Source organism: Halomonas sp. SpR1, assembly GCF_031010175.1.
Classification (GTDB): domain Bacteria; phylum Pseudomonadota; class Gammaproteobacteria; order Pseudomonadales; family Halomonadaceae; genus Vreelandella.
The window spans coordinates 1-25,038 of sequence record NZ_JAUAMB010000035.1; the positions used below are offsets into that span (position 1 = coordinate 1).

24 protein-coding genes and 7 tRNA genes are annotated in these 25,038 nt (G+C 54.7%); 15 read left to right on the top strand and 16 right to left on the bottom strand.

What is annotated here, in order from left to right; all coding sequences use genetic code 11:
- The coding region (locus QT231_RS19380; RefSeq protein ID WP_308338466.1) for a hypothetical protein at window positions 1-225 on the top strand (225 nt) is incomplete at its 5' end.
- Between the two features lie 972 nt (window positions 226-1,197).
- On the opposite strand, the gene QT231_RS19385 is transcribed toward QT231_RS19380, so the two are convergent.
- Window positions 1,198-1,884, bottom strand: coding sequence for a type 1 glutamine amidotransferase domain-containing protein (locus tag QT231_RS19385; RefSeq protein ID WP_308338467.1), 687 nt, complete (start codon window positions 1,882-1,884; stop codon window positions 1,198-1,200).
- A 91-nt stretch (window positions 1,885-1,975) separates the two neighbouring features.
- On the opposite strand from QT231_RS19385, the gene QT231_RS19390 reads away from it, so the two are divergent.
- Window positions 1,976-2,755, top strand: coding sequence for a CLCA_X family protein (locus tag QT231_RS19390; protein ID WP_308338468.1), 780 nt, complete (start codon window positions 1,976-1,978; stop codon window positions 2,753-2,755).
- Between the two features lie 628 nt (window positions 2,756-3,383).
- A complete protein-coding gene (locus tag QT231_RS19395; protein WP_308338469.1) occupies window positions 3,384-4,118 on the top strand; it encodes a Crp/Fnr family transcriptional regulator in 735 nt (244 codons plus the stop codon).
- A gap of 357 nt (window positions 4,119-4,475) precedes the next feature.
- Here QT231_RS19395 and QT231_RS19400 read toward each other — a convergent pair.
- The 6 genes from QT231_RS19400 to QT231_RS19425 form a co-directional block, all read right to left on the bottom strand.
- Window positions 4,476-4,563: transfer RNA gene (locus QT231_RS19400), tRNA-Ser, on the bottom strand.
- Between the two features lie 106 nt (window positions 4,564-4,669).
- Window positions 4,670-5,179 (bottom strand): YiiD C-terminal domain-containing protein, encoded by a 510-nt coding sequence (locus tag QT231_RS19405; protein ID WP_308338470.1) that lies wholly within the window; start codon window positions 5,177-5,179, stop codon window positions 4,670-4,672.
- A 15-nt stretch (window positions 5,180-5,194) separates the two neighbouring features.
- Window positions 5,195-5,755, bottom strand: a complete 561-nt coding sequence (locus QT231_RS19410; protein ID WP_308338471.1) for a nitroreductase family protein — start codon at window positions 5,753-5,755, stop codon at window positions 5,195-5,197.
- Window positions 5,756-5,816: 61 nt separating this feature from the next.
- Window positions 5,817-6,650, bottom strand: a complete 834-nt coding sequence (gene queF, locus QT231_RS19415; protein ID WP_308338472.1) for an NADPH-dependent 7-cyano-7-deazaguanine reductase QueF — start codon at window positions 6,648-6,650, stop codon at window positions 5,817-5,819.
- A 33-nt stretch (window positions 6,651-6,683) separates the two neighbouring features.
- On the bottom strand, window positions 6,684-7,457 hold the full coding sequence (locus QT231_RS19420) for an ABC transporter permease (RefSeq protein ID WP_308338473.1): 774 nt from the start codon (window positions 7,455-7,457) through the stop codon (window positions 6,684-6,686).
- On the bottom strand, window positions 7,454-8,437 hold the full coding sequence (locus tag QT231_RS19425) for an ABC transporter ATP-binding protein (protein ID WP_308338474.1): 984 nt from the start codon (window positions 8,435-8,437) through the stop codon (window positions 7,454-7,456). The genes QT231_RS19420 and QT231_RS19425 overlap by 4 nt, the downstream gene beginning before the upstream one ends.
- A gap of 291 nt (window positions 8,438-8,728) precedes the next feature.
- Between QT231_RS19425 and QT231_RS19430 the strand changes: the two genes are divergently transcribed.
- Window positions 8,729-10,369 (top strand): methyl-accepting chemotaxis protein, encoded by a 1,641-nt coding sequence (locus QT231_RS19430; protein ID WP_308338475.1) that lies wholly within the window; start codon window positions 8,729-8,731, stop codon window positions 10,367-10,369.
- Between the two features lie 152 nt (window positions 10,370-10,521).
- Here the strand turns inward: QT231_RS19430 and QT231_RS19435 are convergent.
- The 6 genes from QT231_RS19435 to QT231_RS19460 all read right to left on the bottom strand — a co-directional run bounded on the left by QT231_RS19435 (window position 10,522) and on the right by QT231_RS19460 (window position 11,197).
- Window positions 10,522-10,596 (bottom strand) — tRNA-Gly (locus QT231_RS19435).
- A gap of 30 nt (window positions 10,597-10,626) precedes the next feature.
- Window positions 10,627-10,702: transfer RNA gene (locus QT231_RS19440), tRNA-Glu, on the bottom strand.
- Window positions 10,703-10,797: 95 nt separating this feature from the next.
- Window positions 10,798-10,872 (bottom strand) — tRNA-Gly (locus QT231_RS19445).
- Window positions 10,873-10,912: 40 nt separating this feature from the next.
- A tRNA-Glu gene (locus QT231_RS19450) sits at window positions 10,913-10,988 on the bottom strand.
- A 4-nt stretch (window positions 10,989-10,992) separates the two neighbouring features.
- Window positions 10,993-11,067 (bottom strand) — tRNA-Gly (locus QT231_RS19455).
- 54 nt (window positions 11,068-11,121) lie between these two features.
- A tRNA-Glu gene (locus QT231_RS19460) sits at window positions 11,122-11,197 on the bottom strand.
- 387 nt (window positions 11,198-11,584) lie between these two features.
- On the opposite strand from QT231_RS19460, the gene QT231_RS19465 reads away from it, so the two are divergent.
- From QT231_RS19465 to QT231_RS19510, 10 genes are all read left to right on the top strand, one after another.
- Complete coding sequence (locus tag QT231_RS19465) at window positions 11,585-12,688, top strand: TRAP transporter substrate-binding protein DctP (RefSeq protein ID WP_308338476.1); 1,104 nt, start codon at window positions 11,585-11,587, stop codon at window positions 12,686-12,688.
- 1 nt (window position 12,689) lies between these two features.
- Complete coding sequence (locus QT231_RS19470; RefSeq protein ID WP_308338477.1) at window positions 12,690-13,199, top strand: TRAP transporter small permease subunit; 510 nt, start codon at window positions 12,690-12,692, stop codon at window positions 13,197-13,199.
- A 3-nt stretch (window positions 13,200-13,202) separates the two neighbouring features.
- Window positions 13,203-14,528 (top strand): TRAP transporter large permease subunit, encoded by a 1,326-nt coding sequence (locus QT231_RS19475; RefSeq protein WP_308338478.1) that lies wholly within the window; start codon window positions 13,203-13,205, stop codon window positions 14,526-14,528.
- A 25-nt stretch (window positions 14,529-14,553) separates the two neighbouring features.
- Window positions 14,554-16,140, top strand: a complete 1,587-nt coding sequence (locus QT231_RS19480; protein WP_308338479.1) for a gamma-glutamyltransferase family protein — start codon at window positions 14,554-14,556, stop codon at window positions 16,138-16,140.
- A 127-nt stretch (window positions 16,141-16,267) separates the two neighbouring features.
- Window positions 16,268-16,666, top strand: coding sequence for a peptide-methionine (R)-S-oxide reductase MsrB (msrB, locus tag QT231_RS19485; protein ID WP_308338480.1), 399 nt, complete (start codon window positions 16,268-16,270; stop codon window positions 16,664-16,666).
- Between the two features lie 83 nt (window positions 16,667-16,749).
- A complete protein-coding gene (gene ylqF / locus QT231_RS19490) occupies window positions 16,750-17,706 on the top strand; it encodes a ribosome biogenesis GTPase YlqF (RefSeq protein ID WP_308338481.1) in 957 nt (318 codons plus the stop codon).
- An 89-nt stretch (window positions 17,707-17,795) separates the two neighbouring features.
- Window positions 17,796-19,043 carry a pyridoxal phosphate-dependent aminotransferase gene (locus QT231_RS19495; protein WP_064233946.1) on the top strand — a complete coding sequence of 416 codons (1,248 nt, stop codon included), beginning with the start codon at window positions 17,796-17,798 and terminating at the stop codon, window positions 19,041-19,043.
- A gap of 116 nt (window positions 19,044-19,159) precedes the next feature.
- Window positions 19,160-20,065, top strand: coding sequence for a protease HtpX (htpX, locus tag QT231_RS19500; protein ID WP_308338482.1), 906 nt, complete (start codon window positions 19,160-19,162; stop codon window positions 20,063-20,065).
- Between the two features lie 146 nt (window positions 20,066-20,211).
- A complete protein-coding gene (locus tag QT231_RS19505) occupies window positions 20,212-20,484 on the top strand; it encodes a type II toxin-antitoxin system Phd/YefM family antitoxin (protein WP_308338483.1) in 273 nt (90 codons plus the stop codon).
- A 28-nt stretch (window positions 20,485-20,512) separates the two neighbouring features.
- Complete coding sequence (locus QT231_RS19510) at window positions 20,513-20,737, top strand: Txe/YoeB family addiction module toxin (RefSeq protein WP_374694417.1); 225 nt, start codon at window positions 20,513-20,515, stop codon at window positions 20,735-20,737.
- 48 nt (window positions 20,738-20,785) lie between these two features.
- Here the strand turns inward: QT231_RS19510 and pdxB are convergent, their stop codons facing one another.
- Complete coding sequence (gene pdxB / locus QT231_RS19515) at window positions 20,786-21,952, bottom strand: 4-phosphoerythronate dehydrogenase PdxB (RefSeq protein WP_308338485.1); 1,167 nt, start codon at window positions 21,950-21,952, stop codon at window positions 20,786-20,788.
- Between the two features lie 84 nt (window positions 21,953-22,036).
- Here pdxB and QT231_RS19520 point away from each other — a divergent pair, with 84 nt between their 5' ends.
- Window positions 22,037-22,318 (top strand): hypothetical protein, encoded by a 282-nt coding sequence (locus QT231_RS19520; protein WP_035577715.1) that lies wholly within the window; start codon window positions 22,037-22,039, stop codon window positions 22,316-22,318.
- Window positions 22,319-22,339: 21 nt separating this feature from the next.
- Here the strand turns inward: QT231_RS19520 and QT231_RS19525 are convergent, their stop codons facing one another.
- A complete protein-coding gene (locus QT231_RS19525) occupies window positions 22,340-22,675 on the bottom strand; it encodes a glutaredoxin family protein (RefSeq protein WP_308338486.1) in 336 nt (111 codons plus the stop codon).
- Between the two features lie 12 nt (window positions 22,676-22,687).
- Window positions 22,688-24,928, bottom strand: a complete 2,241-nt coding sequence (rlmKL, locus tag QT231_RS19530) for a bifunctional 23S rRNA (guanine(2069)-N(7))-methyltransferase RlmK/23S rRNA (guanine(2445)-N(2))-methyltransferase RlmL (RefSeq protein WP_308338487.1) — start codon at window positions 24,926-24,928, stop codon at window positions 22,688-22,690.
- Window positions 24,929-25,038: the final 110 nt, after the last annotated feature.

The following is a 25,038-nucleotide window of genomic DNA, read 5'->3' on the forward strand; positions in this document are numbered from 1 at the left end:
CGTCGGCTAGCACTTCCCCTTGCCGGGCGTGCAGGGGACTTTCACCCCCAAGTCATCCTGAGGCACCACCCCCAGGAACAGCGCCAGTCAAGGCGCTGCGCGCCATGCCTGGCGCACTATAAAAAAGAAGCCCCGGCCTTGCCCTGGCCGGGGCTTTATCAATCCTTCCTTGATCTGTCTTCACAAACATCCTGTTTGTGCTTCCATGAGCGTAAGCTTTCCTAGCTCGATCTTCCTTGTTGCCACTTCCTTATGGTATGCACCTAGAGTGAACCTTAAAACAGGTTATTTATCTAACCTATGTTATCAAACCGAAAAAATTTACCTTTTTTTACTTAGGTTAAATGCTCTCATTTAAAGCACATTATTTCATATTTTCATATGGCGCGTATGCCCAGCAGCGCTATACTTTTATAAGTATCGGCAACGATACTACTCTACACGGACGTTACCACGCCTGAACCATCAATAACCTAATGGTAGGAGGTCAGCGTGCGCGACATTATAATTATCAACAAAGTTAACGGACTGGATGTCATCTGTCGTCATTGCGGTAACTCAGAGTCACCCAAAAATCCGTTTTTTAATCGCTTCCGTTTGGAAGGCACCGGCAAGAGCAGCGCCACCATACGCTGCTTGAACTGCCAAACAGCGGTTGAAACACCCATGAATGAATTAAGCTCGCTTTATTATCACTATGCTTGTTGAAGGAAGCGCTTTCTTGCTGACGATCCTATTGTAGAAAGGAGTAATTGTTTGTAACACGGACTTTCAATCATCACAAGCATGCACTACAAGCATAAAAAAGTTAATAAAAGCTTTATAAGAGTTTAATTAAACCGTCATTTATGTCAAAAAAAACCCGGCCAATCCTTGGCCGGGTTTTATCAGGTCATCCCTGATCTTGCACCACAAACATCCCGTTTGTGCATCCTTGTGCTACACAAGCAATCCTTGCTTGTTCTTCCCTATCGCGAGTTCCTTTCGCTGTGTGTGCACAGTGCGCTTTATAACAGAGGGGTTATCTAACCTGTGATATGTAATGGCAAATAAATTGTTTTTAAAAATCTTTTTGGCTTTCTACGCCTTCTACCGCCTTGTAAAGGGAGGTAGAGAATAGCCTAATCAGTTAACAAAATAGAAACGGCGAGGAGTGCCTCGCCGTTTCCATCCAACATAATGATTAATACCGCCTAGTTACTTAGCTAGCCACGCCATCAGCGTCTCAGCCGTGAGCGCTGAGGATGGTGGGTTTTGCCCTGTAATCAGCTGGCCATCTTCACGTACATAAGGGGTAAAATCTTCCGCTTTGCTATAAATCCCACCACGCTTTTGCAAGGCATCTTCAACCAGGTGCGGCACGATATTGGTCAAGCCAACGGCTTCCTCTTCGCCGTTGGTAAAGCCCGTTACCTGGCGACCTTTTACCAGCGGCTCGTCAGCGCTATCTTTGGCATTTACCAACACAATCGGCGCGTGACACACCGTGGCAACCGGCTTGCCTTGGGCAATAAAGGTTTCAATTAGGCGAATCGAGTCCACATCGTCAACGAGATCCCACAGCGGGCCATGGCCGCCGGGGTAAAAGACTGCATCGAAGTCATCGGCACTTATGTCGCTTAAGCGATGAGTCGCTGCAAGCTCCGCATTAGCGCTGCCGTCTTGCTTAAAACGTCGCGTTTCATCGGTTTGGCTATCCTCTGCATCACTTTTGGGATCTAGCGGTGGCTGTCCACCCTTGGGCGATGCCAACGTTACTTCAGCACCTGCGTCTTTAAAGACATAATAAGGGGCAGCCAGCTCTTCGAGCCAAAAACCGGTTTTATTGCCGGTATCGCCCAGCTGATCGTGCGACGTCAGTACCACTAGAATGCGCTTGCTCATATCTCTCTCCTGGCGGTGGAAAATGAGACAATAAAAATGCGTTACGACTAGTTATGGGGCCTGGATGGCAGAATACAAGGAGAAACAAGCAGTGAGCATTGAAGCGCGGGATTTTTACCGCAACGGGCCTGACCACCGCCAGGGGCAAACGAGTAGCTTTGCCTTGATACGGCGCCAGTTTGATTTTCGCTCCATCGAAATTGGCCGCTGGGTCACCAGCACTGAGCGTGACCGAGCTGCTGAGCTTTTTCACGATGCCCTCTGTGATCTTATGTTGATACTACAGGGGTCTGAAACACTGATCTCATTACGTGGCTCAATAGCACTGCAGTACGGGTGTGGTGGTCGCCCGGGTGTTTCTGCCCACTATGACCCCAGCCAGCGCAGCTTCTCACTAGCCAAAAACGCAGGCCCCGGTAGCATCGCCCATGAGTGGTTTCACGCTTTTGATCACTATATCGCCACGAAATGTTTTCGCGACATTCCCAGCGGCATGTTCGCCTCCACCGCCTGGCTAACCGATGCATCGCCTATCTTGCACCCACTCAATCAGTTACTGATGCACTGTTTCAAGGCCATTCTGCTACAGCCGAAAGGCGACCAGCCTAGCGAGCTGTTCCAGCGCTCGACGCAGATGGACAAAAAACTCGGCCAGCTCTACTACAGTAAGCCCGAAGAGCTCTGCGCCCGAGCTTTTGAAGCTTTTGTGCAAGATGCAGCCCTCACCAATCACTTTCTGGTCAAAGGCACCAAGGCGTCTCCTGAAGCCGAGATGGGGCTTTACCCACAGGGCGAGCAGCGGGAGAGGATTAACCGTGCGTATAGCGACTATTTTGGCGGGCTGGGGAAGGCACTAGGAGAGGCAACGTAACCATTACAGCGTTCGGCATGCCTGAGAGTCGTTCCTGCTGTGAGGGAAAAGCGACACAACCATTCTCGCCGACGTGCGAAATAGCGCTTTCGCTACTACGCTATAACAACGCTCACTACTCAAAAACGCTCACTACTCAAAGGAAGAGAATATGTCTACTACCACTATCGTCGTTATCGTTGTTGTTGTCGTTGCCGTGCTGGGCATTGGTTTCAGCGGCGTGCTGCCTTTTTAATACGCGTATAGGTTAACGTAGGGCATTGAAGCGCTTCACCCATACCTGCCCGCCCAGCAGATATTTTAACAAAAGTTAAAATATCAACCAAGCTGGCCTGCCGAGGGCCAGCTGTTAGCTATTTAATATCAAAACACTCACACCAGACAAATACCTACTATCATTTGATTACATTTAAAAACTGTAAAAAACCCAATCCAGAAAAGCGTGCCCATATTCTAATCCAAGCAAACAAAATACTCTTTACAACTTATCAATTAGTTACAACCAATTAAACTCTTGGCTATACGCTTTCTTATAAGTCAGACTAGACTTTGACATATAAACCACATCAGCAACTCATCGTGACAACTATTGGTAAAGATCTCATTCCTACCAAATTAGGAGTAAAAGATGCCTACTGCTCTTTCAGCTCATACCTACCTAATGATTCGCAAGATAGAAAGTAATTATACTCTTACTGCTGAGGAAAAGCTGGCACTGCAGAAATTACCGGTACAAACTGTAGACGTAAAGTCTAATCAAGACATCGTTAAAATGGGCGATCAACCTACTCAATGTTGCTTACTCTTAGAGGGTTTCTCATGTGTATATAAGTTAACCCTTGAGGGTAAACGACAAATAATGGCACTGCACATACCTGGCGACATGCCAGACCTGCAAAGCCTGCACCTGCAAGTCATCGATATTAATATTGCCTCACTCAGCCCATGTAAACTCGGCTTCATACAGCACCATGATTTACATCTTTTATTTGAGCACCACCCTCGCCTCATTAACTCCTTCTGGCACGAGACATTAGTGGACGCTTCTATTTTCCGCGAGTGGCTTTTAAATGTCGGACAACGCGAAGGGTATTCACGTATCGCTCATGTTATCTGTGAGCTCCTGCTGCGCCTGAAGGCAGTAGGGTTAGTAGAGGATAATTCTTTTCACATGCCCATTAGCCAAGCGGAACTGGCCGACGCAACGGGGATGACCCCAGTTCATGTCAATAGAGTATTACAAGCGCTTCGCAACAATGGCTTAATCATCACGAACAGAAGACAGATAACCATACCTGACTGGCAAAAATTACAAGAAGCTGGCGGGTTTGACTCACTTTACCTACATCTTAAAAGTGACTAATTATTCGCAAGCTAGCTTTATCCTTACCTGCCTTTATAAGTTTAGCTAAAGAGTCCAAGGGCCACCAACACAAATAAATAGGTAAGCTGAAAAAAGGGGTATGCATGGAATGCACCCTCGGCTTTATTGCCCTTGACCACAGAAACTGAGTACAACACCTGAGCATTCCGCTAGTGTGCTTCCTTATGTCATACATCGAACTCTGCGCGGACTAGAGTAGGACTAACCGGACACTCAGCGTTGACCATTACTATGTGGGTGGCCAACTAGCTGACACTGTCAAGGCCTTACGCGACATGCCTTGCGCACAATAAAAAAGGCCGTCGAGCTAAGTGCTTGACGGCCTTTAAAATTCTGTGGCGGAGGGGGAGGGATTCGAACCCTCGAAGCCTTGCGGCTTACACACTTTCCAGGCGTGCTCCTTCGACCACTCGGACACCCCTCCGCGTTTTGGCGCTGTTGAAAGGCTGAACCTTTCGCGACAGAACGGCGCATATACTATTGGCTAAGCCTCGAAATAGCAAGCCTTTTCAGGCTGATGGCCCATTCGATTAGCGAGATGGCAACACAGCGTAGCTGCCGTTAGCTTCCAGGCAGAGCGACTCGCCACAATAGAGCTGCTGGGTTAGCGCTATACGGCCTTTACCGCGCTCAGCGAGCTTGCTGGCAAGCTGGGCGGGAGCTTCTGGTACCGCTGGCGTGCATACCAGACGGTAGTCACTTGTTACCGGCGCAAGAAAGCGCTGGCTGGACTCGGCAACGACGACATCTCGGTCGATGCCTCGTTCACGCAACCATAGCGTAACCCAGCACCAGCCTTGCAGCGTGGTTTGTGCCGTTAATGCGCCACCAAAGCCAGTGCCTTTATCGTTAAGGTTGGGCGCTAACGCCAACTGCCAGGTAAGTGCATCGCCTCGGCGCGTTACCTCGCTAATGCCCAGGGCGTTCACCAAGGGTATGGCATCACTCAACCACTGCTGAAAAGCTGCCAAGTCTTCTGGCTGCCCCTCAGGCAGCGGCAGACGTGGGTGGGGGATGCCAGGCTGGCGGGGTAAACTCATGGCGTCTTCCTCAAGCTACCCCCAACGCTCCACAAAGTCAGCAACATTATGCTGCGGCACGGGTTTGTGGCGTCCACCTAAGGTGCCCAGATAAATAAACGCGACGACTTCGTCATCTTCATCAAGGCTTAGCCCTTTGCGAACCACGGGGTCAAACGCGTACTTCCCACTGCGCCACATAGCCCCCAGCCCCAGGGCGTGGGCCGCTAGCAGAATGCCGTGAGCGGCGCATCCGGCAGAGATCACCTGCTCCATCTTGGGCACTTTGTCGATTTCGGGCGTGACCTTGGCGATCACGGCAATAATCATCGGCGCCCGCAGCGGCTTTTTACGCGCGGAGTTGAGCGTTTCGTCGTCGGCGCTAGGGTCTTCCTGGAACTCCGCCTCAGCAAATAGCTCGCCTAGCCGCTCACGCCCCTCCCCGCTGAACTCGATAAAGCGCCAGGGGCGCAGCTCTTTATGGTCGGGCGCACGTAGCGCGGCCTGGTAGATAGCGCTGAGCTGTTCGGCGCTGGGCGCTGGTTCCGTCAACTTGCCCATTGAGCTACGTTCGTGAAGCAGCGTAAGTGCGTCCATTAATGACTCCAAATCCAATCGTGAAGGGCTACTCTAGCACCATCATTTATAACACTGCCGTTTACTGCCTTGCTAGACGCAGCGGCGTGGGCGGCGTTAGCCCGGGCGTTGCCCGCCAGGGGCTGATATCCAAGCCACCACGACGAACGTAGCGCGCCAGCACTAGCAGTTGCGTGGGCTTTGTCTGGGCCATTAGATCGGCAAAGATATGTTCAACGCAGTGCTCGTGAAAATCCTGGTGCTGACGGAACCCAATGAGGTAACGCAGCAGGCCTTCGCGATCGACTTTAGGTCCTTTATAACGCACCAGCACACTGCCCCAGTCTGGCTGGCCGGTAACGGGGCAATTAGATTTCAGCAGATGCGAGTAGAGTGTCTCTTCGACAATCTCCTCCCCTACCGTTAGATGAGTGCTGCTAGGCGTGTAATCGCTTACGGCGATATCTAAATCATCCAGGCATTCACCCGGCAGGGGCCGTGCTGAAAGCTCCGGGGAATCCACATCAAACAACTCAACGCTCACCTCGGCACCCGCTGCAGTGGCTAAGTCATGGGCGAGGGTTTTCATCACGTCCTCACGACTATAGAAACGGGTTTGATTGAAGCTGTTGAGGTAGAGCTTCCAGGATTTAGACTCAATCAGATAGGGTGAGGCTGCTGGCAAACGAAAGCGTGCTACCGCCACAATGGGCTTACCGCGACTGTTCAGCCAGGAGACTTCGAAGGCGTGCCACTCGTCTTCGCCTATAAACGGCAAGGCGCCCTCTTCTATCCCCAGAGGTGCACGGTTGGCTGCGCGGGGAATCGGATATAACAGCCCCGCGTCATACTGCTCAGGATAAGCGGAATCGCGCCCTAACGGCGCATGTTCTAAGGTGTCGGGGCGATGTGCCATTGCTTGCTGCTCTCTGCTTAATGCCGTTATTGATTAACTACGAATGCCTTTACCGCGCTCCAGCATCATCAGCGCTGCCAAAAACAGCACAATGATGAAGGCAAAAATCGCGGCAAGCGCCCACACCACGGGAATATCCGAGACGCCCAGGAAGCCGTAACGGAAAACGTTGACCATGTACAAAATTGGATTGAGCATGGAAACGCCCTGCCAGAAGTCGGGCAACATTGAGATCGAGTAAAACACTCCGCCCAAATAGGTCAATGGGGTAAGGATAAAGGTCGGCACGATGGAAATATCGTCGAACTTGTTAGCCAGCAAGGCATTAATAAAGCCGCCTATGGAGAACAGCGCAGACGTAAGTACTACGACTAATACCGTGAGCAGCGGATGCTCCATGGTTAAGCGGGTAAAAAACAGCGAGACGACGGTTACAATTAGCCCCACACCCAATCCACGCGCCATGCCACCTAAAATAAAGCCCGCTAGAATCACCCAATTGGGCATGGGCGACACCATCATCTCTTCAATTGAACGCTGGAATTTATTCGAAAAGAAGCTCGACGCCACATTAGAGTAGCTGTTGGTAATCACCGACATCATGATCAGCCCAGGGACAATAAAGTCCATATAGCTGAAGCCGTCCATATCGCCAATCCGCGAACCAATAAGGTTACCGAAGATGATGAAGTACATCGCCATGGTGATCGAGGGCGGCAGCAGCGTTTGCGGCCAAATTCGGGTAAAGCGTTTGATCTCTTTCAGCACCAGCGTCCATAGGGCGATCAGCGTCTGCGTGGCATTCATACGCGCGCCTCCCTGTCTTTAACGCCTGCGCCATCCACACGCTGGTCAATTGCCCCTAGGCCGCTTCCTTCCACCATCGACACAAACATCTCCTCTAATCGATTGGCTCGATTACGCATGGATACCACCTGGATCCCGTGCTCACTCAATGCATTGAAGACATCGTTCAAGCGCTGGCCACGATGTACCAACAGCGAAAGCTGGGTAGGTTCTATCTGATGAAGTTCAAAGCCTTCAATACGCGGTACTTCTATCACAGGGTCAGCCAAATCGATCAGGAAAGTCTCGGTATCAAGCTCAGCCAGTAGCTCACGCACGCTGGTATTACGCACAATATTGCCATTGTTGATAATGGCCACATTGCGGCACAGACTCTCCGCCTCTTCCAAGTAGTGGGTGGTGAGAATAATAGTGGTGCCTTCGTCCTGATTAATCCGCCGCATGTACTCCCACATGCTGCGCCGCAGCTCGATATCCACCCCGGCAGTGGGCTCATCCAGAATCAGCAGCTTGGGTCGGTGCATCAGCGCCCGAGCGATCATCAGACGGCGCTTCATTCCACCTGAGAGCATGCGCGCGCTGCCGTTGCGTTTTTCCCATAGGCCAAGATCAGTGAGCAGTTGCTTGGCGCGGGGCAAGGCCTCGCGGCTGGTCATACCGTAATAGCCCGCCTGGGCCAGCACGATATCGAGCACTTTCTCAAACTGATTGAAGTTGAACTCTTGAGGCACTACACCTAACTGGTACTTGGCTTTGGCGAAGTCCTTATCTACATCGATACCAAATATAGAGACCTTACCCGCCGTTTTTTGTACCAGCGAGCAAACCACCCCTAAGGTGGTGGATTTACCGGCGCCATTGGGGCCCAACAGCGCAAAAAAATCGCCCTGCTGGACGTCGAGATCAATACCTTTAAGCGCCTGAAAACCGTTGCCATACACCTTGGTGAGGCCACGGATCGACAATGCCGGTTCGGCCATGAATATGTCCTGTCAGCAAAATGAGAAGCACAAAAAAATGCGTTAGAAGGGGGGATATCGGGGCAATCATATGTTTTTTCAAGCCACTCCACTGCTGCTTTTAGCCTGCTATTAGATAGCGCGCTATCGATTCAAGCACATATGTACATTTATTGACACTTCGCCACGCTTTTGGGGCAGAACCTCATCAACTAATACTTTAGTATTAGCGCCGTGCTATGTAGGGAGTCGGTATAACCACCGCTTGGCATACAAGGGAATCAAGAAAACACATAAGAGAGCCATCACATAATGAGCGCCACCGTTACTCACCCCCCCAAGGTCTTAACCAGTTTACCACCAGTCGCTTCACCTAAGGCTAAGAATAGCTTAGCCGCCCTACCCTTACGTCGGCAGCGGCTTCTTGGGGTTGTTGTACTCTGGATGATCCTTGCCATCATGATTGTCGTTAATGCATGGCAAAGTCGTGCCTTGCTGTATGCCGAACGCGAGCAACGCATGGTCACCGCCGTGGATATCGCGGTTTCGACCATGGAACACTTTGACATGCTGGCTCAGCAGGGCGATATCACGCTGGATGAAGCTAAAACCCTCGCTTTTGACACCATTCGCGATGTGCGTTTCGGTGAAGAAGATAACTATCTATTTGCGTTTAGTGGCGACCTGAAAATGCTCGCCCACCCCCGTCGACCATACGGGGAAGATGTATCCCAGGCTAGAGACCCAGAAGGCCTGCTTATTTTTCGCAGCATATTGGATAACACGCGCAGCTCAGGCAGTGGCATTACTGATTACTACTCTAATTTTGCGCGGGGCAACGATGCAATGCCCTTGGTGCGCACCTACTCAGAAGCTTACACCCCCTGGGATGTCTATATCGCCAGTGGGGTTTTTATGGGCGATGTTAGCAGCGCTATTCTGAGCGAGCTGCTTGAAACAGTGATAGTCGGCATTGTGGCGGGCATATTAGTCACCATTGCATTCTGGAGCATGGTGTCTTTAATTTTGCGCCGTTTAGGCGGCGAGCCTAGCTATGCCGCAGGCGTCGTCGGCCGTATTGCTCAGGGCGACTTATCCGCGCCCGTCACCCTCAACCAGAATGACACCAGCAGCTTGCTGCACGATATTCAAGTAATGCGCGATAAGCTGCGCGATACCATGCAGGAGATTCAGGCCACCAGCAGCGCGGTTGACCATAATGTTGCTGAGATTGCCTCTGGCAACCAGGAGCTTTCTTCACGCACAGAGCAACAGGCTGCAGCGCTCCAGCAAACGTCTTCCAGCATGGAAGAAGTGACCGCAACTGTGCGTCAAAACGCTGATAGCGTAGAGCAAGCCAAAGAGCTGGTGCACGATGCAGGCGAAACATCTCAAGCGGGCCAACAAGCGATTGGTGAAGCGGTAGCTTCCATGCAGGAAATTAACGCAGAAGCAGCCAAAATCACTGAGATTGTCACCTTAATTGACGGCATTGCATTCCAAACCAATATTTTGGCACTGAATGCGTCTGTGGAAGCCGCCCGCGCAGGTGAACATGGGCGTGGCTTTGCCGTTGTCGCAGGCGAAGTGCGTCAGTTGGCTAACCGCTCGGCAAGCGCCGCTCAGGAAATCAAAACGCTGATCGACACCTCGAACGCGCAGGTTAGTAATGGCGCTAGACTGGTAGGTACGGCCAAAGAGCGGATGCAGAAAATTGATCAGCAAATCCAGCGGGTCAACGACCTGTTTGCTGATATTACTGCAGCGACCCATGAACAAACCCGCGGCATTGAGCAAATTAACATCGCGATTTCTCAACTAGATCGAGCAACGCAGGACAATGCGTCCATGGTTCAGCAAACAGCGGATTCCGCACATGACCTCACCAAGCGCTCACAGTCGCTTAACAACGTCGTCAGCCACTTCACGCTGGATAGCCAAGCAGCCTATTAAGCTTGCCATTTAGCTGCACCACTACGTCGCCCAAGTTCAGCAGCTTGGGCGACGTGTATGGCACCTATCGAATATCAAAAGGAACGAAAAATCTCGCACAAAAGAGGCGATAAGGGCAATCTAAGATAAGAGGGGTGCGGTAGGTGTTTACATGGAGCGGGAAAGGAGATTCGAACTCCCGACCCTCGCCTTGGCAAGGCGATGCTCTACCACTGAGCTATTCCCGCAACGCAAACACAACTGTTTGTAATGCTAGATGGCGTCCCATAGGGGGTTCGAACCCCTGTTACCGCCGTGAAAGGGCGGTGTCCTAGGCCACTAGACGAATGGGACTATATATCGAAACTGGAGCGGGAGAGGAGATTCGACTGGGCTGGCATTCCAGCTCCCGACCCTCGCCTGCCGTTCCTATATTGCACTGCTAAATCTGGAGCGGGAAAGGAGATTCGAACTCCCGACCCTCGCCTTGGCAAGGCGATGCTCTACCACTGAGCTATTCCCGCTTATAGAACGCTTGCTGTACAACGTTATGACTATCGGAAGTGGCGTCCCATAGGGGGTTCGAACCCCTGTTACCGCCGTGAAAGGGCGGTGTCCTAGACCACTAGACGAATGGGACGTGTTGGAGCGGGAAAGGAGATTCGAACTCCCGACCCTCGCCTTGGCAAGGCGATGCTCTACCACTGAGCTATTCCCGCATTCCGATACCTCTGACAACCTCTTACTCTAGTTCTATAAAGAAAAAGAATAAGTGGCGTCCCATAGGGGGTTCGAACCCCTGTTACCGCCGTGAAAGGGCGGTGTCCTAGACCACTAGACGAATGGGACGTTTCATTGCCTCGTCGAGGTGGCGCGTATGTTACTCAGACCTTATTGAGCTGTCAAGCTCTCTGCCAGCACTAAGCTAACTGTTCCCCTTTCAATCACCTACACACGAAGCCCTATACGAAACACAAAGCCCTATACGAAGCTGCTAAAACCGAAAGGGGCAAAATCAAAGCTCGCGATGCCAACATGCACACTGGGAGTGCTCTGAGCACTCATTAGGCGCCATATCGGTGCAAGCGGTTATTTTTCTTGCACTTACCCGCGCAAGCTACAACCTACAAAACCCTTTAAAATCTTTTATTTATAAAAAAATCGATTTTCATGGCACACCCCTTGCTACTTCATTGTGTTCCCTTGCTGACACATTCCCCAATAACGAGGTGTGCTATGTCCTTATCCCGCCGTAAGTTTCTCACTACAGCCGCGGTCTCCTCCACTGCAGGCCTAGTACTCGGTGCCCCATCGATTGCCCGTGCGCAGTCCGCCGAGAGCTTTAACTGGCGTATGACCAATGCTTATCCACCTGGATCACCGTTTTATGTGGAAGGCCCTGGCAGCCCTACTGATGTGATCGCCAAAATTAACGCCATGTCAGGCGGACGGCTCAATATCCAGCATTTCTCATCCGGTGAGCTCATTCCCGCCTTTGAAGGTTTTGAAGCCGTTCAAAGCGGCACCATCGAAATGAACGCTGCCAACAGCTATTTTTGGTCGGGCACCACTTTTGCCGCCCAATACTTCACTACCGTGCCGTTTGGCATGAGCTTTATGGGCCACATGGCGTGGCTTTATCACGGCGGCGGCTTGGAGCTTTGGCACGAGGTGTATGAACCCTACGGCATGGTGGCCTTCCCGCTGAATAATACCGGCGTGCAAATGACCGGCTGGTTCCGCGAACCGATCGAGGATATTAGCCAGCTCAACGGACTGCGCATGCGCGTTCCTGGCTTGGCCGGTCAGGTTTACTCTTCGCTTGGCGTGGATGCCCGCGTACTTCCCGGTGGCGAAATCTTCCCCGCGCTGGAGCGTGGCGTGATCGACGCGGCGGAGTTTGTGGGGCCCTTCCAAGACCGCCGCATGGGGCTGCACAACGCGGCCAAGTTCTACCACACCACCGGCTGGCATGAGCCCTCGACCACCGGCGAACTACTGATCTCGAAAACCCACTGGGACAGCCTGCCAGCAGATCTACAGATGATTGTGAAGAGTGCCTGCATGGCCGCCTGTCTGGAGAGTGTGACCTGGTCCGAAGCGGTTAACGGTGAAGCCATGACCGATTTGATCGAGAACGAAAGCGTTACTGCCAGCATGCTGCCGCAACCCGTCATTGATGCGCTGCGTGAGGCAACCATGGACACGCTTTCCAGCGAAGCCAACGCTGACCCGCTGGTGCGCAAAGTGCACGATAGCTATATGGCGTTTAAAGCCAACCACGACCGCTGGGCAGGTGCCAGCGAGCGTGCCTGGTTAAACGACATTATCGGAGTCTGATATGCGCACCGTGGCATGTTTTGTCCACGGCGTTGAGGCGGTGGTTCGGCTGTTTGGCTGGATCGCCGCCTGGACTTGCGTGGTATTAGTCGGATTAGTCGCTAGCGACGTATTGATGCGCTATGCGTTTAGTGTTGGCGCGGTATGGCTGCAGGAGCTGCAGTGGCACTTGATCTCGCCTATCGCGCTGTTTGGCATGTCATACCTGCTCCTGATGGGCGAGCAAGTCCGCGTGGATGTTTTCTACGAACGCTTCCCCTCCGGCCTGCAGCGGGTGATTGAGGTCATCGGCGGGCTGTTACTGCTAGTGATGGGGCTATATATCGCCTGGCTGACGTTGCCCTGGATCGCCCAGTCGTTCGCTCGTGGTGAGGCGTCACCCAACCCCGGCGGCCTGCCGCTGCGCTGGCTGCTCAAATCGCTGATTCCGTTTGGTTTTGTCCTTCTCGCGCTGCAAGGGCTGGCCCACGCGCTGCGTCAGGCGTTCGACCTGCCCACACGAGGTGAATAACGCATGTCTCCCAATGAATGGCTAGCGATCGGCATGATCGTGGCTTTCTTCGTGTTTCTGCTGATTGGTATCCCGGTGGGTATCAGCATCGCGGCCACGGCCTTTTTCTTTGGCTATATTGGCTTCGGCCCAATGCTGTTTAACCTGCTGCCATCGCGTATCTATGGCGTAGTGACTAACTATACCTTTATGGCTATACCGCTGTTTGTGTTTATGGGGGTAATGCTGGAGAAGTCGAAGCTGGCCGAAGAACTGATTGATGTGATCGGCCACATGTTTGGCGGCTTACCTGGCGGTATGGGCGTGGCGATTATTTTAGTTGGCGTGCTATTGGGCGCCGCTACGGGCATTGTTGGCGCCACGATCGTCACCCTGGGCCTGCTCACCCTGCCCACGCTACTCCGCCGCGGCTACCCTAAAACCCTGGCTACCGGCATGATCTGCGCGTCCGGCACCTTAGGGCAGATTATTCCGCCCAGTTTGGTGCTGATTTTGCTGGCGGAAATTCTGGGTGAATCGGTCGGTACAATGTTCGCCGCGGCCATGGTGCCAGGGCTGACCCTGGCGGCGGTGTATATTATTGCCATTTTGATCATTGCCAAACTCTACCCCCACCTGATGCCGCCTATTCCGGCTGAAGAGCGTGCGGATATGGGGCGGCGCCAGTTGATCCGTAAAGTCATCACCGTGGTGGGCCCGCCGGTGGGCTTGGTGTTTGCGGTGTTGGGCTCGATTATTGGCGGCATTGCGGCGCCTACTGAAGCAGCCTCCATGGGCGCGCTAGGGGCATTGGTGATTGTCGCCTGCTCCGGCCGGTTAACCTTTGCACTACTCAAAGAGGTTGCTAAGGCCACGCTGGTGATCTCAGCGATGGTGTTTTTTATCTTGATCAGCGCCCAGGTATTTGGCTTGGCATTCCGCGGTTTAGGTGGCGAGCATTTGGTGGCCCGCATGTTCGACTGGGTGCCCGGCGGTGAGCTAGGCGCGCTGCTGTTTATGCTGCTGCTGATGTTTGTGTTGGGCTTCTTTCTGGAGTGGATCGAGATCAGCTATATTGCCCTACCACTGTTTCTGCCGTTCTTTGTGCAGATGGGCGTCGATATGGTGTGGCTGGGTATTTTAGTCGGGCTGGTGCTACAAACCTCGTTTCTCACCCCTCCCTTTGGCTGGTCGCTGTTCTTCCTTAAAGGTGTGGCGCCTAAAGAGGTCTCAACGCTGGATATCTATAAAGGCGCTCTGCCGTTTATCGGTTTACAGTTTCTGGCCGTGGCACTGGTGTTTATCTTTCCCAGTATTGCCACATGGCTGCCGAACGCCATTGGCTGGTAATCACAATTAAAAAAGGTTTCTGGATATGCTTCACACTCAACGTAGTTACGGCGGCAGCTGTGTCGCCCCTCATCACCTGGCCGCCAGTGCCGGGCGGGATGTGCTTAAACAGGGCGGTAACGCGGTAGAGGCCATGGTCGCTGCTGCCGCTGCCATTGCAGTGGTTTATCCGCATATGAACGCCCTGGGTGGCGATGGCTTCTGGTTAATTCATGAACCGGGTAAAGCGCCAATAGCTATTGACGCCTGCGGCCCGGCGGCGGGCTTAGCCACTGCGGATTTCTACACCGGTGAAGCGCAGATCCCCGAGCGCGGCCCTAAAGCCGCCCTTACCATGGCAGGCACCATTGGCGGCTGGCAGGAAGCGCTCGACGTTGCGTCAGGCTGGGGCAAGCCACTCCCCTTAACAACCCTCTTGGCCGACGCTATTCACCACGCCGAAGCGGGCATCTCAGTCACCCAAAGCCAGGAAGCACTTACCGCCAAACACGTAGAGCGTTTATCTCAAAGCCCAGGCTTTAGTGATGCCCTGCTGCTTAACGGTCAGTTGCCCCGTGAAGGCGAGCGGCTACGTCAGCCGCGCTTGGCCGTCACCCTCAAGCGCCTGGCGGAAGCGGGGTTAGACGATTTCTACCGCGGCGAGCTGGCCGCCAGTATGTCGCGGGATTTAGAGGCCGTCGGCAGCCCGCTGCGGTTGGCGGACTTTCACGCCTACCGCGCCCAGCAAGTCACACCGCTGGAAATAACGCTACAAGATGCCACGCTGTATAACCTGCCCGCACCGACTCAAGGCATGGCCTCGTTAATGATTTTAGGCATCTATGAGCGTTTAAAGGCCGCCGAGCCGAACGGTTTTGACCACCTTCATGGGCTGATTGAAGCCACCAAGCGCGCCTTTATCCTGCGTGACCAAAACGTCACCGATCCAGACCGGGTGCCAACGTCATTGCAAACGCTGTTAAGTGAAGAGAGCATCGGCCATGAGGCGGCACAGATTGACCCGCAGCGCGCCCTGCCCTGGCCTCACGAACCCGCCCCCGGCGACACGATCTGGATGGGCACCGTGGACAGCGAAGGCCGTTCGGTGAGCTTTATTCAGAGCATCTACTGGGAGTTTGGCAGCGGCGTGGTGTTGTCGGAAAGCGGCGTGCTGTGGCAAAACCGCGGCATCAGTTTTTCGCTTAATTCCAATGACCTACGCGGTTTGGCCCCTGGCCGTAAACCCTTCCACACTTTGAACCCGGCGCTGGCCAAATTTAACGACGGTCGCACCATGGTCTACGGCACCATGGGCGGTGAAGGCCAACCGCAAACCCAGGCGGCGGTATTTTCACGCTACGCCCTGCACGGCATGCCGCTGCAGCAGGCGATTACCGCACCGCGCTGGTTGCTGGGCCGTACCTGGGGAGAAACCAGCACTAACCTAAAACTTGAGAACCGTTTTGATGACGCCTTGGTCACCGCCCTGGCAACAGCGGGCCACGATGTTGAAGTACTGACCGAGTCGTTCAGCGACACCATGGGCCATGCGGGCGGGATTGTGCACCATCCAGATGGGTTAATAGAGAGCGCCCACGACCCGCGCAGTAACGGCGGTGCAGCTAGCGTGTGATATTTCTCCTCGCCCTTTTCAGCTGGCTGAACTTGAGAAAGCGGCTGGCTGTCACTCCAGTGAGTGTTAAGCTAGTCTGCTTATATAGCCTCTGAAGAGTGGCAAACCAGAGGGAGAGGAGACCCCCATGGCGAAAATAGAAAAATCCCCTGACGAGTGGCAACAGCAGCTAACCCCGGAGCAGTACCGGGTAGCGCGTGAGAAGGGCACCGAGCGCCCATTCACCGGTGACTACCAGGTGCGCGATGCGCAGGGTATTTACCATTGTATTTGCTGCCACGCGCCGCTGTTTGAGAACGAGCACAAGTTTGACGCTGGCTGCGGCTGGCCAAGCTTCGATCGGCCGCTGGGTAGCCGCTGTGTGGAAGAGCATACCGATACCACTCATGGCATGCAGCGCACTGAAGTGGTCTGCTCCCACTGCGACGCTCACCTGGGCCACGTCTTCCCCGACGGGCCACCGGAGACCACCGGCTTACGTTACTGCATTAACTCTGTGTCACTGGAATTTCACCCCGACGAGTAATCAGCGTTAAGTCCGGCGGGCTGCTATAATGGCAGCCCGCTTTTTTTGTGCTTGTCTTTTTTTTGTGCTTGTAGGAGAGATCCATGCTCGGCTGGTTTCCAGGACATATGAACAAGGCCCGCCGCCAGATTAAGGAGGTGCTGCCTGAAATTGACGTCGTGATCGAGGTGCTCGACGCGCGTCTGCCCTACTCCAGCGCCAATCCAATGCTGGCCGAGCTGACCCGCCATAAGCCGGTGTTGAAAATTCTCTCCCGTGCCGATCTCGCCGACCCCGAGCGGACAGCCGAGTGGGTGGCTTATTTCGATGCTCAGGAAAATATGCGCGCCCTGGCGGTCACCACCACCAATACTCGCGAGCTTAAAAGAATCCCCAAGCTATGCCATGAGCTTGCTGGAGCCGTGCGCGCCGACCGCGATGTTCGCGTAATGGTGATGGGCATACCCAATGTCGGTAAATCCACGCTGATTAACGGCCTGGCCGGGCGAAAAATTGCCAAGACCGGCAATGAACCTGCGGTCACCAAGCGCCAGCAAAAAGTGCGTATCGATGGGCGCGTAGCACTCACCGACACCCCTGGGGTGCTGTGGCCCAAAATTGAAGACCAAGCCAGCGCCTATCGTCTTGCGGCCACCGGCGCCATTCGCGATACCGCCATTGAGTACACCGATGTAGCGATTGTGACCAGCGCGGAGCTAGCCAAACGCTACCCAGACGCACTGAGTACGCGCTATAAACTCAAAGAGCTACCGCCCTACTCAGCGCCGGATATCCCCCACGACATTGATGCCGATGGCCCGAAAAAGCCCGATTTTCTCGCCATTGCTGGCTTCGACGGCAACGCCATTTTGAAAGATATTGCCGCGCGTCGTGGCGGCCTGCGCCCCGGCGGCGCGATGGATCTGCATCGCGGCGCGGAAGTACTGCTTCACGAGCTGCGCGATGGCAAGCTGGGCCGACTAACCCTTGAAACTCCGGCGGATATTCCGCCGCCCCCCGTGCAAAACAACGAAGACAATCAAGACCTTTCCGACGCATAATGGTTTGGCAGCCTTTGAGCCGATGACGGCTTGTAGGCGCCTACCTTTTGGATACTTTGGGCCTCTCGCTACTTTTGGACAGACACCTCATGGATACCCCGCAGTCGCACGAATCACAACCGCTTAAGAAATCTCATAAGTTGCACAATGTCTGCTACGACATTCGCGGCCCGGTACTCGACCATGCCAAGCGCCTGGAAGAGGAAGGCCAGCGCATTCTCAAGCTGAACATTGGCAACCCTGCGCCGTTTGGCTTTGAGGCGCCGGAAGAGATTCTCCAGGATGTGATGCGTAACCTGCCCACGGCCCAGGGCTACTGCGACTCCAAAGGCCTCTACTCCGCACGCAAAGCGATTATGCAGGAGTGCCAGCGCAAGCAGATACCCGGCGTTGGTGTTGAGGACATCTTCATCGGCAACGGCGTCTCAGAGCTGATTGTGATGGCCATGCAGGCGCTGCTCAACGACGGCGATGAAGTACTGATTCCCGCGCCGGACTACCCGCTATGGACAGCGGCCGCCCACCTTTCCGGTGGTCATGCGGTGCATTACCTGTGCGACGAGCAGGCAGACTGGACGCCCGACATGGCGGACATCCGTGCCAAGATCACCAGCCATACCCGCGCCATTGTGCTGATCAACCCCAATAACCCTACCGGCGCGGTGTATCCGCCTGCCGTGGTGAAAGAGGTGCTGGCAATCGCCAAGCAGCACAATCTGGTGGTGTTCTCTGACGAGATCTACGACAAGATTCTATATGACGGCGTTGAGCACACTGCCACCGGCGCATTGGCGGACGATGACCAGTTAGTGATTACCATGAACGGCCTCTCCAAAAGCTACCGCTGCGCCGGCTTCCGCTCGGGCTGGATGATCATTTCCGGCACGCTGGCCAAGCTAAACGCTCAGGACTATATCCAGGGGCTGAATATGCTGGCCTCTATGCGGCTGTGCGCCAACGTGCCTGCCCAGCACGCGATTCAAACCGCACTGGGGGGGTATCAGTCGATCAATGACCTGATCCTGCCCGGCGGGCGGCTGCTGGCCCAGCGCGATATCACGGTGGAGAAACTGAACGCGATCCCCGGGGTTTCCTGCGTGAAGCCCAAAGGCGCCCTCTACGCGTTTCCGCGCCTCGACCCTAAAGTGTTCAATATCAAAGATGATCAGCAGATGGTGCTGGATCTGCTGCTGCAGGAAAAAATACTGCTGGTACAGGGTACGGCCTTTAACTGGCCAGAGCCGGATCATGTGCGCATTGTGACACTGCCCTGGGCCGACCAGCTTGGCGATGCACTTGACCGCTTTGCCAATTTCCTGTCTCGCTATCGGCAGTAGCGCTTGCATTAAACCAGCTCATTGACACCGCCATGCCTTGAAACTGCCATAAACAGCACGTATCTAAGCCATTAATCTAGCAATGCTTCGATGAACCTTAGGGGAGAACCTGCACCATGATGCGAATTCTGCTGTTTTTAGGCACCAATATAGCGGTTTTGTTGGTCGCCAGTATTACTCTGCGCCTGCTGGGCGTAGAGGGCTATCTGCGCGGCCAGGGCATCAACTTCACCAGCCTGCTGATTTTCTGCTTTATCTTCGGCATGGCGGGCTCGATTATCTCGCTGTTCATTTCCAAATGGATGGCCAAGCGCAGCACCGGCACGGTGATTATTGAGACGCCCTCCAACTCAACAGAACAGTGGTTGCTGGACACGGTCGCCGAGCTCTCTCGGGAGGCGGGTATCAAAACGCCGGAGGTGGGTATCTTCCCGGCCCAGCAGTCCAATGCTTTTGCCACCGGTTGGAACAAGGATGATGCACTGGTGGCCGTTTCGGCGGGCCTACTCAACCGTATGCGCCCGGAAGAAGTCCGTGCGGTGCTGGCCCACGAGATTGGCCACGTCGCTAACGGCGATATGGTCACCCTGGCGCTGATTCAAGGCGTGGTGAACACTTTCGTGATGTTCTTTGCCCGGGTAGTGGCGCACTTGGTCGATAACTTCCTACGCAGCCGCAGCGAAGGCGGTGGCGGTCTGGGCTTTATGGGCTACTTCGCGGTAGTCATGGTTGCTGAAATCGTGTTTGGACTTTTGGCCTCGGCTATTGTTGCCTGGTTCTCGCGCTACCGCGAATACCGGGCCGACGAAGCAGGCGCCCGTTTGGCAGGTACCAACGCCATGGTCAGCGCCCTGGCACGTTTGAAAACCGAAACCGAAATGCCCGACCAAATGCCGGATACGCTGCGCGCCATGGCCATCACCAAAGGCCAAACGCGCTCGCTGGTAGAGAAAATGTTTGCCAGCCACCCGCCACTGGATGAGCGCATTCGCGCGCTGAAAGAAGCCGCTTACCGGCAGTAAGTGCAACCTCATAAGCCGTCCCCTCTGTCACGGGGCGGCTTGCTTGGTAGAAAGAACCTGGAACGCAGAAAAACGTTGCCGTGCTTGGCTTTATGAGAGCACACACTCTATAATCGTACGGAAATACCGTACATAAAGGTGGCGTCATGGACACCATTAGTGTCAATAAGTTTAGAGATAATCTAAAGAGCGTTGTTGAAGAAGTCGTTAGCCGACACGAGACACTCAAGGTCACTCGCAGGGCCGGGGAAGCATTTGTGGTGATAAGTGCTGAAGACTGGGAAAGAGAGCAAGAAACGCTACATGTTCTTCAGAGCCAGGATCTGATGCAACAAATTGCCGCTTCCCTCAATACTCACAACCAAGGCCAAGGGTACACCCCTACTGATGAGCAGATGAATGAGATCACTGGTATTTGAAGGGCGTACTTGGGAAGCGTATGAAAAGATGCGCGAGACGGATAAGAAGCTGCACAAAGCGCTTTGCAGACTGCTGAAAGAGATGCTCCGATCAGAAGATCCCTCAGTTGGCATCGGTAAACCTGAGCCCCTTAAACATAACCTGACAGGCTTATGGTCAAGGCGCATATCGCAGAAAGACCGCTTGATATATCGGTTCGACGACAAGTCTATTTACATCTTCGCCATTGGAGGCCATTACGACCAATCCTAACGCTGCTCAGCACACGCTGCTCTGGAATGGAGACGAAGCCGCAATGGATCACTGATTACCTCCCTTCACATTAAACCCTGCCCCACGCAATATACCCTCCAGCTCTACCGCTTCCCCAGACAGATGCACATTAAGCGTGGCAAATTCACGCCGCAGCGGGTAGTTGGCGCGGCAGTCGTCAAAGCCTTTGCGCATGCCGTGATGCAGTGTTTGGCGCTGTAGCGCATCGTGGTCGCGGCGTACGTCATACACCGCTCTCATGCAGAGCCGCAGGGCGTCTTCCGGGGACAGCGCGTGCTGCAAATGTAGCGACGCTAACGCGGGCGGTGGGCAAATATCGGCAAAGGTTAGCTCGCTGGACTGGTCGCAGTGGCGGGCCAGCGCCTGCTGAATCATCCAGGTACCGCGCAGCTTGCCGTCCAGGCTATGCCCGGCAATATGCGGCGTTGCCAACGAGACAAGATCGCGCAGGCCTACGTCGATATCGGGCTCCTCTTCCCACACATCCAATATGGCACTGATATCACCTTTACTCGCCAGGCGATTGCGCAGCGCCAGGCCATCCACGCAGTCGCCCCGTCCGGCATTCAGTAACACGCTGCCCGGCGCCAGCTCTCCGATGCGCTGGGCATTGAGTAGCTGATAAGTCGCGTGCGGGCCTTCGCGGGTCAGCGGTGTATGCAGACAGAGTACGTCACAGCGCTCGATCAGGACGTCTAAAGCGTGAAACGCCTGCTGGGACTCCACTTCTGCCCTCTCTACAGCTGCCTTGGGTGGGTCACAGGCAAACGTGGTCACGCCCATAGCGTTTAGTCGTGCCTGCAAGCGACTGCCAACATTACCCGCCCCCACAATACCTACCGTGCGCTCACTCAGTTGCCAGCCATCCCGCTCCGCCAGCGTGAGCAAACTACTCAGTACATAGTCGACCACCGCTTCGGCATTACAACCTGGCGCACTGGCGAAGGCGATATCACGCTGGGCAAGGGCGGCGTGATCGATATGATCCGTGCCGATGGTGCAGGTGCCAATAAAACGCACGGGGCTGTCTGTGAACAAGGCGTCGTTCACCTGGGTGATCGAGCGCACGATGAGCGCATCGGCATCCTGTAGATGGGCGGCATTTATCTCCCGCCCAGGTACACGGGTGAGCGAACCGAAATGGCCAAAGCAGCGTTCGGCAGCGGGGATATTGGCGTCGATGACAAGTTTCATAGGCGTTTGGGTATCCGGGCTTTACAATACGCCCGCGACGACTTGTAGGGCAGGCGTGTTTAAAGGGTATTTAAGGAGAGTGTTGTGATCGTACGCTGGGAAACCAACCATGACTATGTGTTGGTTCATATTCACCAGGATATGTTTGGTGACTGGATTTTCAGCCGTGCCTGGGGCCAAATCGGCACCCAGTTTGGTGGCCTGAAACATCAGCTAGCCGATACGCTGGATCAAGCCCATATGTGGCTAGAGGACGAGGCCACTATCCAGTCCTCACGGGGGTTTCGCAAGGTGCTGGAAGTGGCCGACCATACGCCCGAAGGCCAGGAAGCCATGCGCCAGCTCTCGCTGCTGGACGTACTTTAGCCGCTCACTCCCGCCCAGGGATTAACCCAGAAATCGCCGCCCATCGCGCTTATGGGCGCCTTTGGGCGGCGTGGACTCTGGCAATGCCGTAAACGCCGCCAGCGCGCTCTCATCCAGCCAGCCGCGTTCGCGCAACCAAGCGCTTAAGCGCTCCAGCTCGAAACCACAATCCAGCTCATTGCCCTCACTATCCACTATCACCGGTATGCGTACGCCGTAGCGCTCGACTAAGGCGTCGTCATCACTAATTTCGATATGGTGCAGCCACACCTTTTGATTCGCTAGTGCAGCCACCAGCGCCTCTAACTGGCTGCACAGGTGGCAGCCCATCGTTGTATAAAGCGATAGCTGAATCATGTAAAAGCTCTCTTATGACGCCTTATGACGAAGTAAAAACACATGGTGCAGGTTTGTGCGCCGCTGAAAATCAGGATCGAAACTGCGTCCGGTAATGTCCTCTACCGCAAATTGCTCGCTAAGCGCCTCGTCCAGTTTAAAACGCCGCTGGTTATTAGAAAACACCAAGGTGCCCCCGGGTGCCAAACGCGCCATAGCCAACTCCACAAGCCGCGGATGATCACGCTGCACGTCGAGGGTGTCGCGCATTTTCTTGGAGTTTGAGAACGTCGGTGGATCCATAAAGATCAAATCAAACTCGGCGTTGGCAGTCTCCAGCCAGCGAAAACAGTCATCGCGCACTACCCGGTGCAGGCGAGTATCCAGCTTATTGAGCGCAAAGTTGTCCTTGGCCCACTCCAGGTAGGTATTGGACATATCCACGCTGACGCTGTCGCTAGCGCCGCCTAACGCCGCCTGCACCGTTGCCGTAGCGGTGTAACAGAACAGGTTTAAAAAGCGCTTGCCGCTGGCCATTTCGCCCAGCATCCGCCGTACCGGGCGGTGGTCAAGAAACAGCCCGGTATCGAGATAGTCACGCAGATTGACCCATAGCCGTGCCTCGCCCTCCTGCACCTCAAAACGCTCACCGCTGGCGGCACGCTTCTGGTACTGGGCACTGCCGGCTTGACGCTCGCGGCGCTTGATATAGATTTTGCTGGCGTCAACGTTGAGCGCCTCGGGCATGACTTCCAAGGCGTCGTATAAGCGCTTTTGCGCCTGAGCCGGGTTGACGGAGCTAGGCGCCGCATACTCCTGTACATGTACGCGGTCGCCGTAGCGGTCTACCGCCAGAGCGTACTCGGGCATATCGGCGTCATAGACGCGGTAGCTGGTTTCGCCGCTCTGTTTGAGCCATTTTTTCAGCCGCTTCTGATTTTTGATCAGTCTGTTGGCAAACATCTGGGCATTGTCTGAGCCTTTCGGGGCTGATACTTGAGGCGTTTCTTGGCGCTCTTCCGTCGTCGGCTCAGCTCCATTTCCAGCGCTAACCTGGGGCACGTCGCTAGCCGCAGGCGAACGCTCGGCACCACCAACCTCCATCAGCAGCAGCTTGGCCTCCAAGGCGCCGTTTTTAAGCGCGTACTGTTTGTGCGCGCGCATCCCCAGCCGGTGGCCGAGATCCGGGTTGCCGGTAAATACCGCCAGTGTCCAGCCGGGGAACAGGGCCTTGGCTTTCTCACCCAGCTGGGCATAGAGGCGCACCAGCTCCGGCAACTCGCCCAGGCGCTCGCCGTAAGGAGGATTGGTGATCAGCAGGCCGCTTTCGGCAGTGAGCGTTGCTGGCCGGGTAAGCTGGGCAAGGCTCTGCCCATGCAGGGTAATCAAAGCAGGGATGCCTGCACGCATGGCATTGGCTTTCGCCGCGGAGAGCGCCGCCGGGCTCTGGTCGAAGCCGAGTAATTGAGCCTTGCAGCGCTTACGGCCAATCGACGCGCGCGCTTCGGCTTCGCGTTTCTGCTCACGCCACGCTATGTCATCGTGTCCTGCCCAGCCATGAAAACCGAACCGTTCACGGTTAAGGTTGGGCGCCTGGTCGGCGGCCATCATCGCGGCTTCAATGAGTAGCGTGCCTGCGCCGCACAGCGGATCAATCAACGGCTCTCCCGCTTTTAAACGCTCGGGCCAGCCCGCGCGTACCAATAGCGCTGCGGCCAAGTTCTCTTTGAGCGGCGCGTGGCCCACATCCCGACGATAACCGCGGCGGTGCAGGCTTTCACCCGAGAGATCCAGGCCAATGGTTAGGTTCATCCGGTGCAGGTGGGCGTAGATGCGCAGATCAGGGGTTTTGGTATCGACGTTGGGGCGTTCCTGCCCCGCCAACTGAAGCGCATCGACGACACCGTCCTTGACGGTTTGGGCGCCAAAGCGGGTGTGGCGAATCTGTTCGCTGCGGCCGTGGAAATCCACCGCCAGCGTGTTACCCGGGGCCAGGTGTTGCGTCCAGGCAATGCGTGCGACGACATCACGCACCTGCTCGGCGGTGTCGATCATCGATTCGCGCACCAGGGTTAAAATCACCCGGTTGGCCAATCGCGACCACAGGCACACCCGGTAGGCGATGGCTTGACTGGCGGTGAAGTACACCCCAGCCACCGTGGTTTTGCCCGGCGTGGCGCCCAGCGCGATGAGTTCATCGTGGAGCAGGCCTTCGATGCCTTTGGGGCAGGTGGCGAGCAACTGTAGGGGAGCGGTTTGGTTCGACTCGATCATGATAATAGCGGCGCTTAAAGGCGCGATATTCCTGTATATAACAAATGAGTTTACGTTTTATGACAAATTGGTAGTCGACAGATGACCCCATCATGGTCTAACAATAAGAG

What these genes read in the sequence shown, in the direction of transcription:
- QT231_RS19385 (WP_308338467.1), bottom strand. Translation starts at nt 1,884, where the DNA reads ATGAGCAAGCGCATTCTAGTGGTACTGACGTCGCACGATCAGCTGGGC.
- QT231_RS19395 (WP_308338469.1), top strand. Translation starts at nt 3,384, where the DNA reads ATGCCTACTGCTCTTTCAGCTCATACCTACCTAATGATTCGCAAGATA.
- QT231_RS19405 (WP_308338470.1), bottom strand. Translation starts at nt 5,179, where the DNA reads ATGAGTTTACCCCGCCAGCCTGGCATCCCCCACCCACGTCTGCCGCTG.
- QT231_RS19410 (WP_308338471.1), bottom strand. Translation starts at nt 5,755, where the DNA reads ATGGACGCACTTACGCTGCTTCACGAACGTAGCTCAATGGGCAAGTTG.
- queF (WP_308338472.1), bottom strand. Translation starts at nt 6,650, where the DNA reads ATGGCACATCGCCCCGACACCTTAGAACATGCGCCGTTAGGGCGCGAT.
- QT231_RS19420 (WP_308338473.1), bottom strand. Translation starts at nt 7,457, where the DNA reads ATGAATGCCACGCAGACGCTGATCGCCCTATGGACGCTGGTGCTGAAA.
- QT231_RS19425 (WP_308338474.1), bottom strand. Translation starts at nt 8,437, where the DNA reads ATGGCCGAACCGGCATTGTCGATCCGTGGCCTCACCAAGGTGTATGGC.
- QT231_RS19430 (WP_308338475.1), top strand. Translation starts at nt 8,729, where the DNA reads ATGAGCGCCACCGTTACTCACCCCCCCAAGGTCTTAACCAGTTTACCA.
- QT231_RS19465 (WP_308338476.1), top strand. Translation starts at nt 11,585, where the DNA reads ATGTCCTTATCCCGCCGTAAGTTTCTCACTACAGCCGCGGTCTCCTCC.
- QT231_RS19470 (WP_308338477.1), top strand. Translation starts at nt 12,690, where the DNA reads ATGCGCACCGTGGCATGTTTTGTCCACGGCGTTGAGGCGGTGGTTCGG.
- QT231_RS19475 (WP_308338478.1), top strand. Translation starts at nt 13,203, where the DNA reads ATGTCTCCCAATGAATGGCTAGCGATCGGCATGATCGTGGCTTTCTTC.
- QT231_RS19480 (WP_308338479.1), top strand. Translation starts at nt 14,554, where the DNA reads ATGCTTCACACTCAACGTAGTTACGGCGGCAGCTGTGTCGCCCCTCAT.
- msrB (WP_308338480.1), top strand. Translation starts at nt 16,268, where the DNA reads ATGGCGAAAATAGAAAAATCCCCTGACGAGTGGCAACAGCAGCTAACC.
- ylqF (WP_308338481.1), top strand. Translation starts at nt 16,750, where the DNA reads ATGCTCGGCTGGTTTCCAGGACATATGAACAAGGCCCGCCGCCAGATT.
- QT231_RS19495 (WP_064233946.1), top strand. Translation starts at nt 17,796, where the DNA reads ATGGATACCCCGCAGTCGCACGAATCACAACCGCTTAAGAAATCTCAT.
- htpX (WP_308338482.1), top strand. Translation starts at nt 19,160, where the DNA reads ATGATGCGAATTCTGCTGTTTTTAGGCACCAATATAGCGGTTTTGTTG.
- QT231_RS19505 (WP_308338483.1), top strand. Translation starts at nt 20,212, where the DNA reads ATGGACACCATTAGTGTCAATAAGTTTAGAGATAATCTAAAGAGCGTT.
- QT231_RS19510 (WP_374694417.1), top strand. Translation starts at nt 20,513, where the DNA reads ATGCGCGAGACGGATAAGAAGCTGCACAAAGCGCTTTGCAGACTGCTG.
- pdxB (WP_308338485.1), bottom strand. Translation starts at nt 21,952, where the DNA reads ATGAAACTTGTCATCGACGCCAATATCCCCGCTGCCGAACGCTGCTTT.
- QT231_RS19525 (WP_308338486.1), bottom strand. Translation starts at nt 22,675, where the DNA reads ATGATTCAGCTATCGCTTTATACAACGATGGGCTGCCACCTGTGCAGC.
- rlmKL (WP_308338487.1), bottom strand. Translation starts at nt 24,928, where the DNA reads ATGATCGAGTCGAACCAAACCGCTCCCCTACAGTTGCTCGCCACCTGC.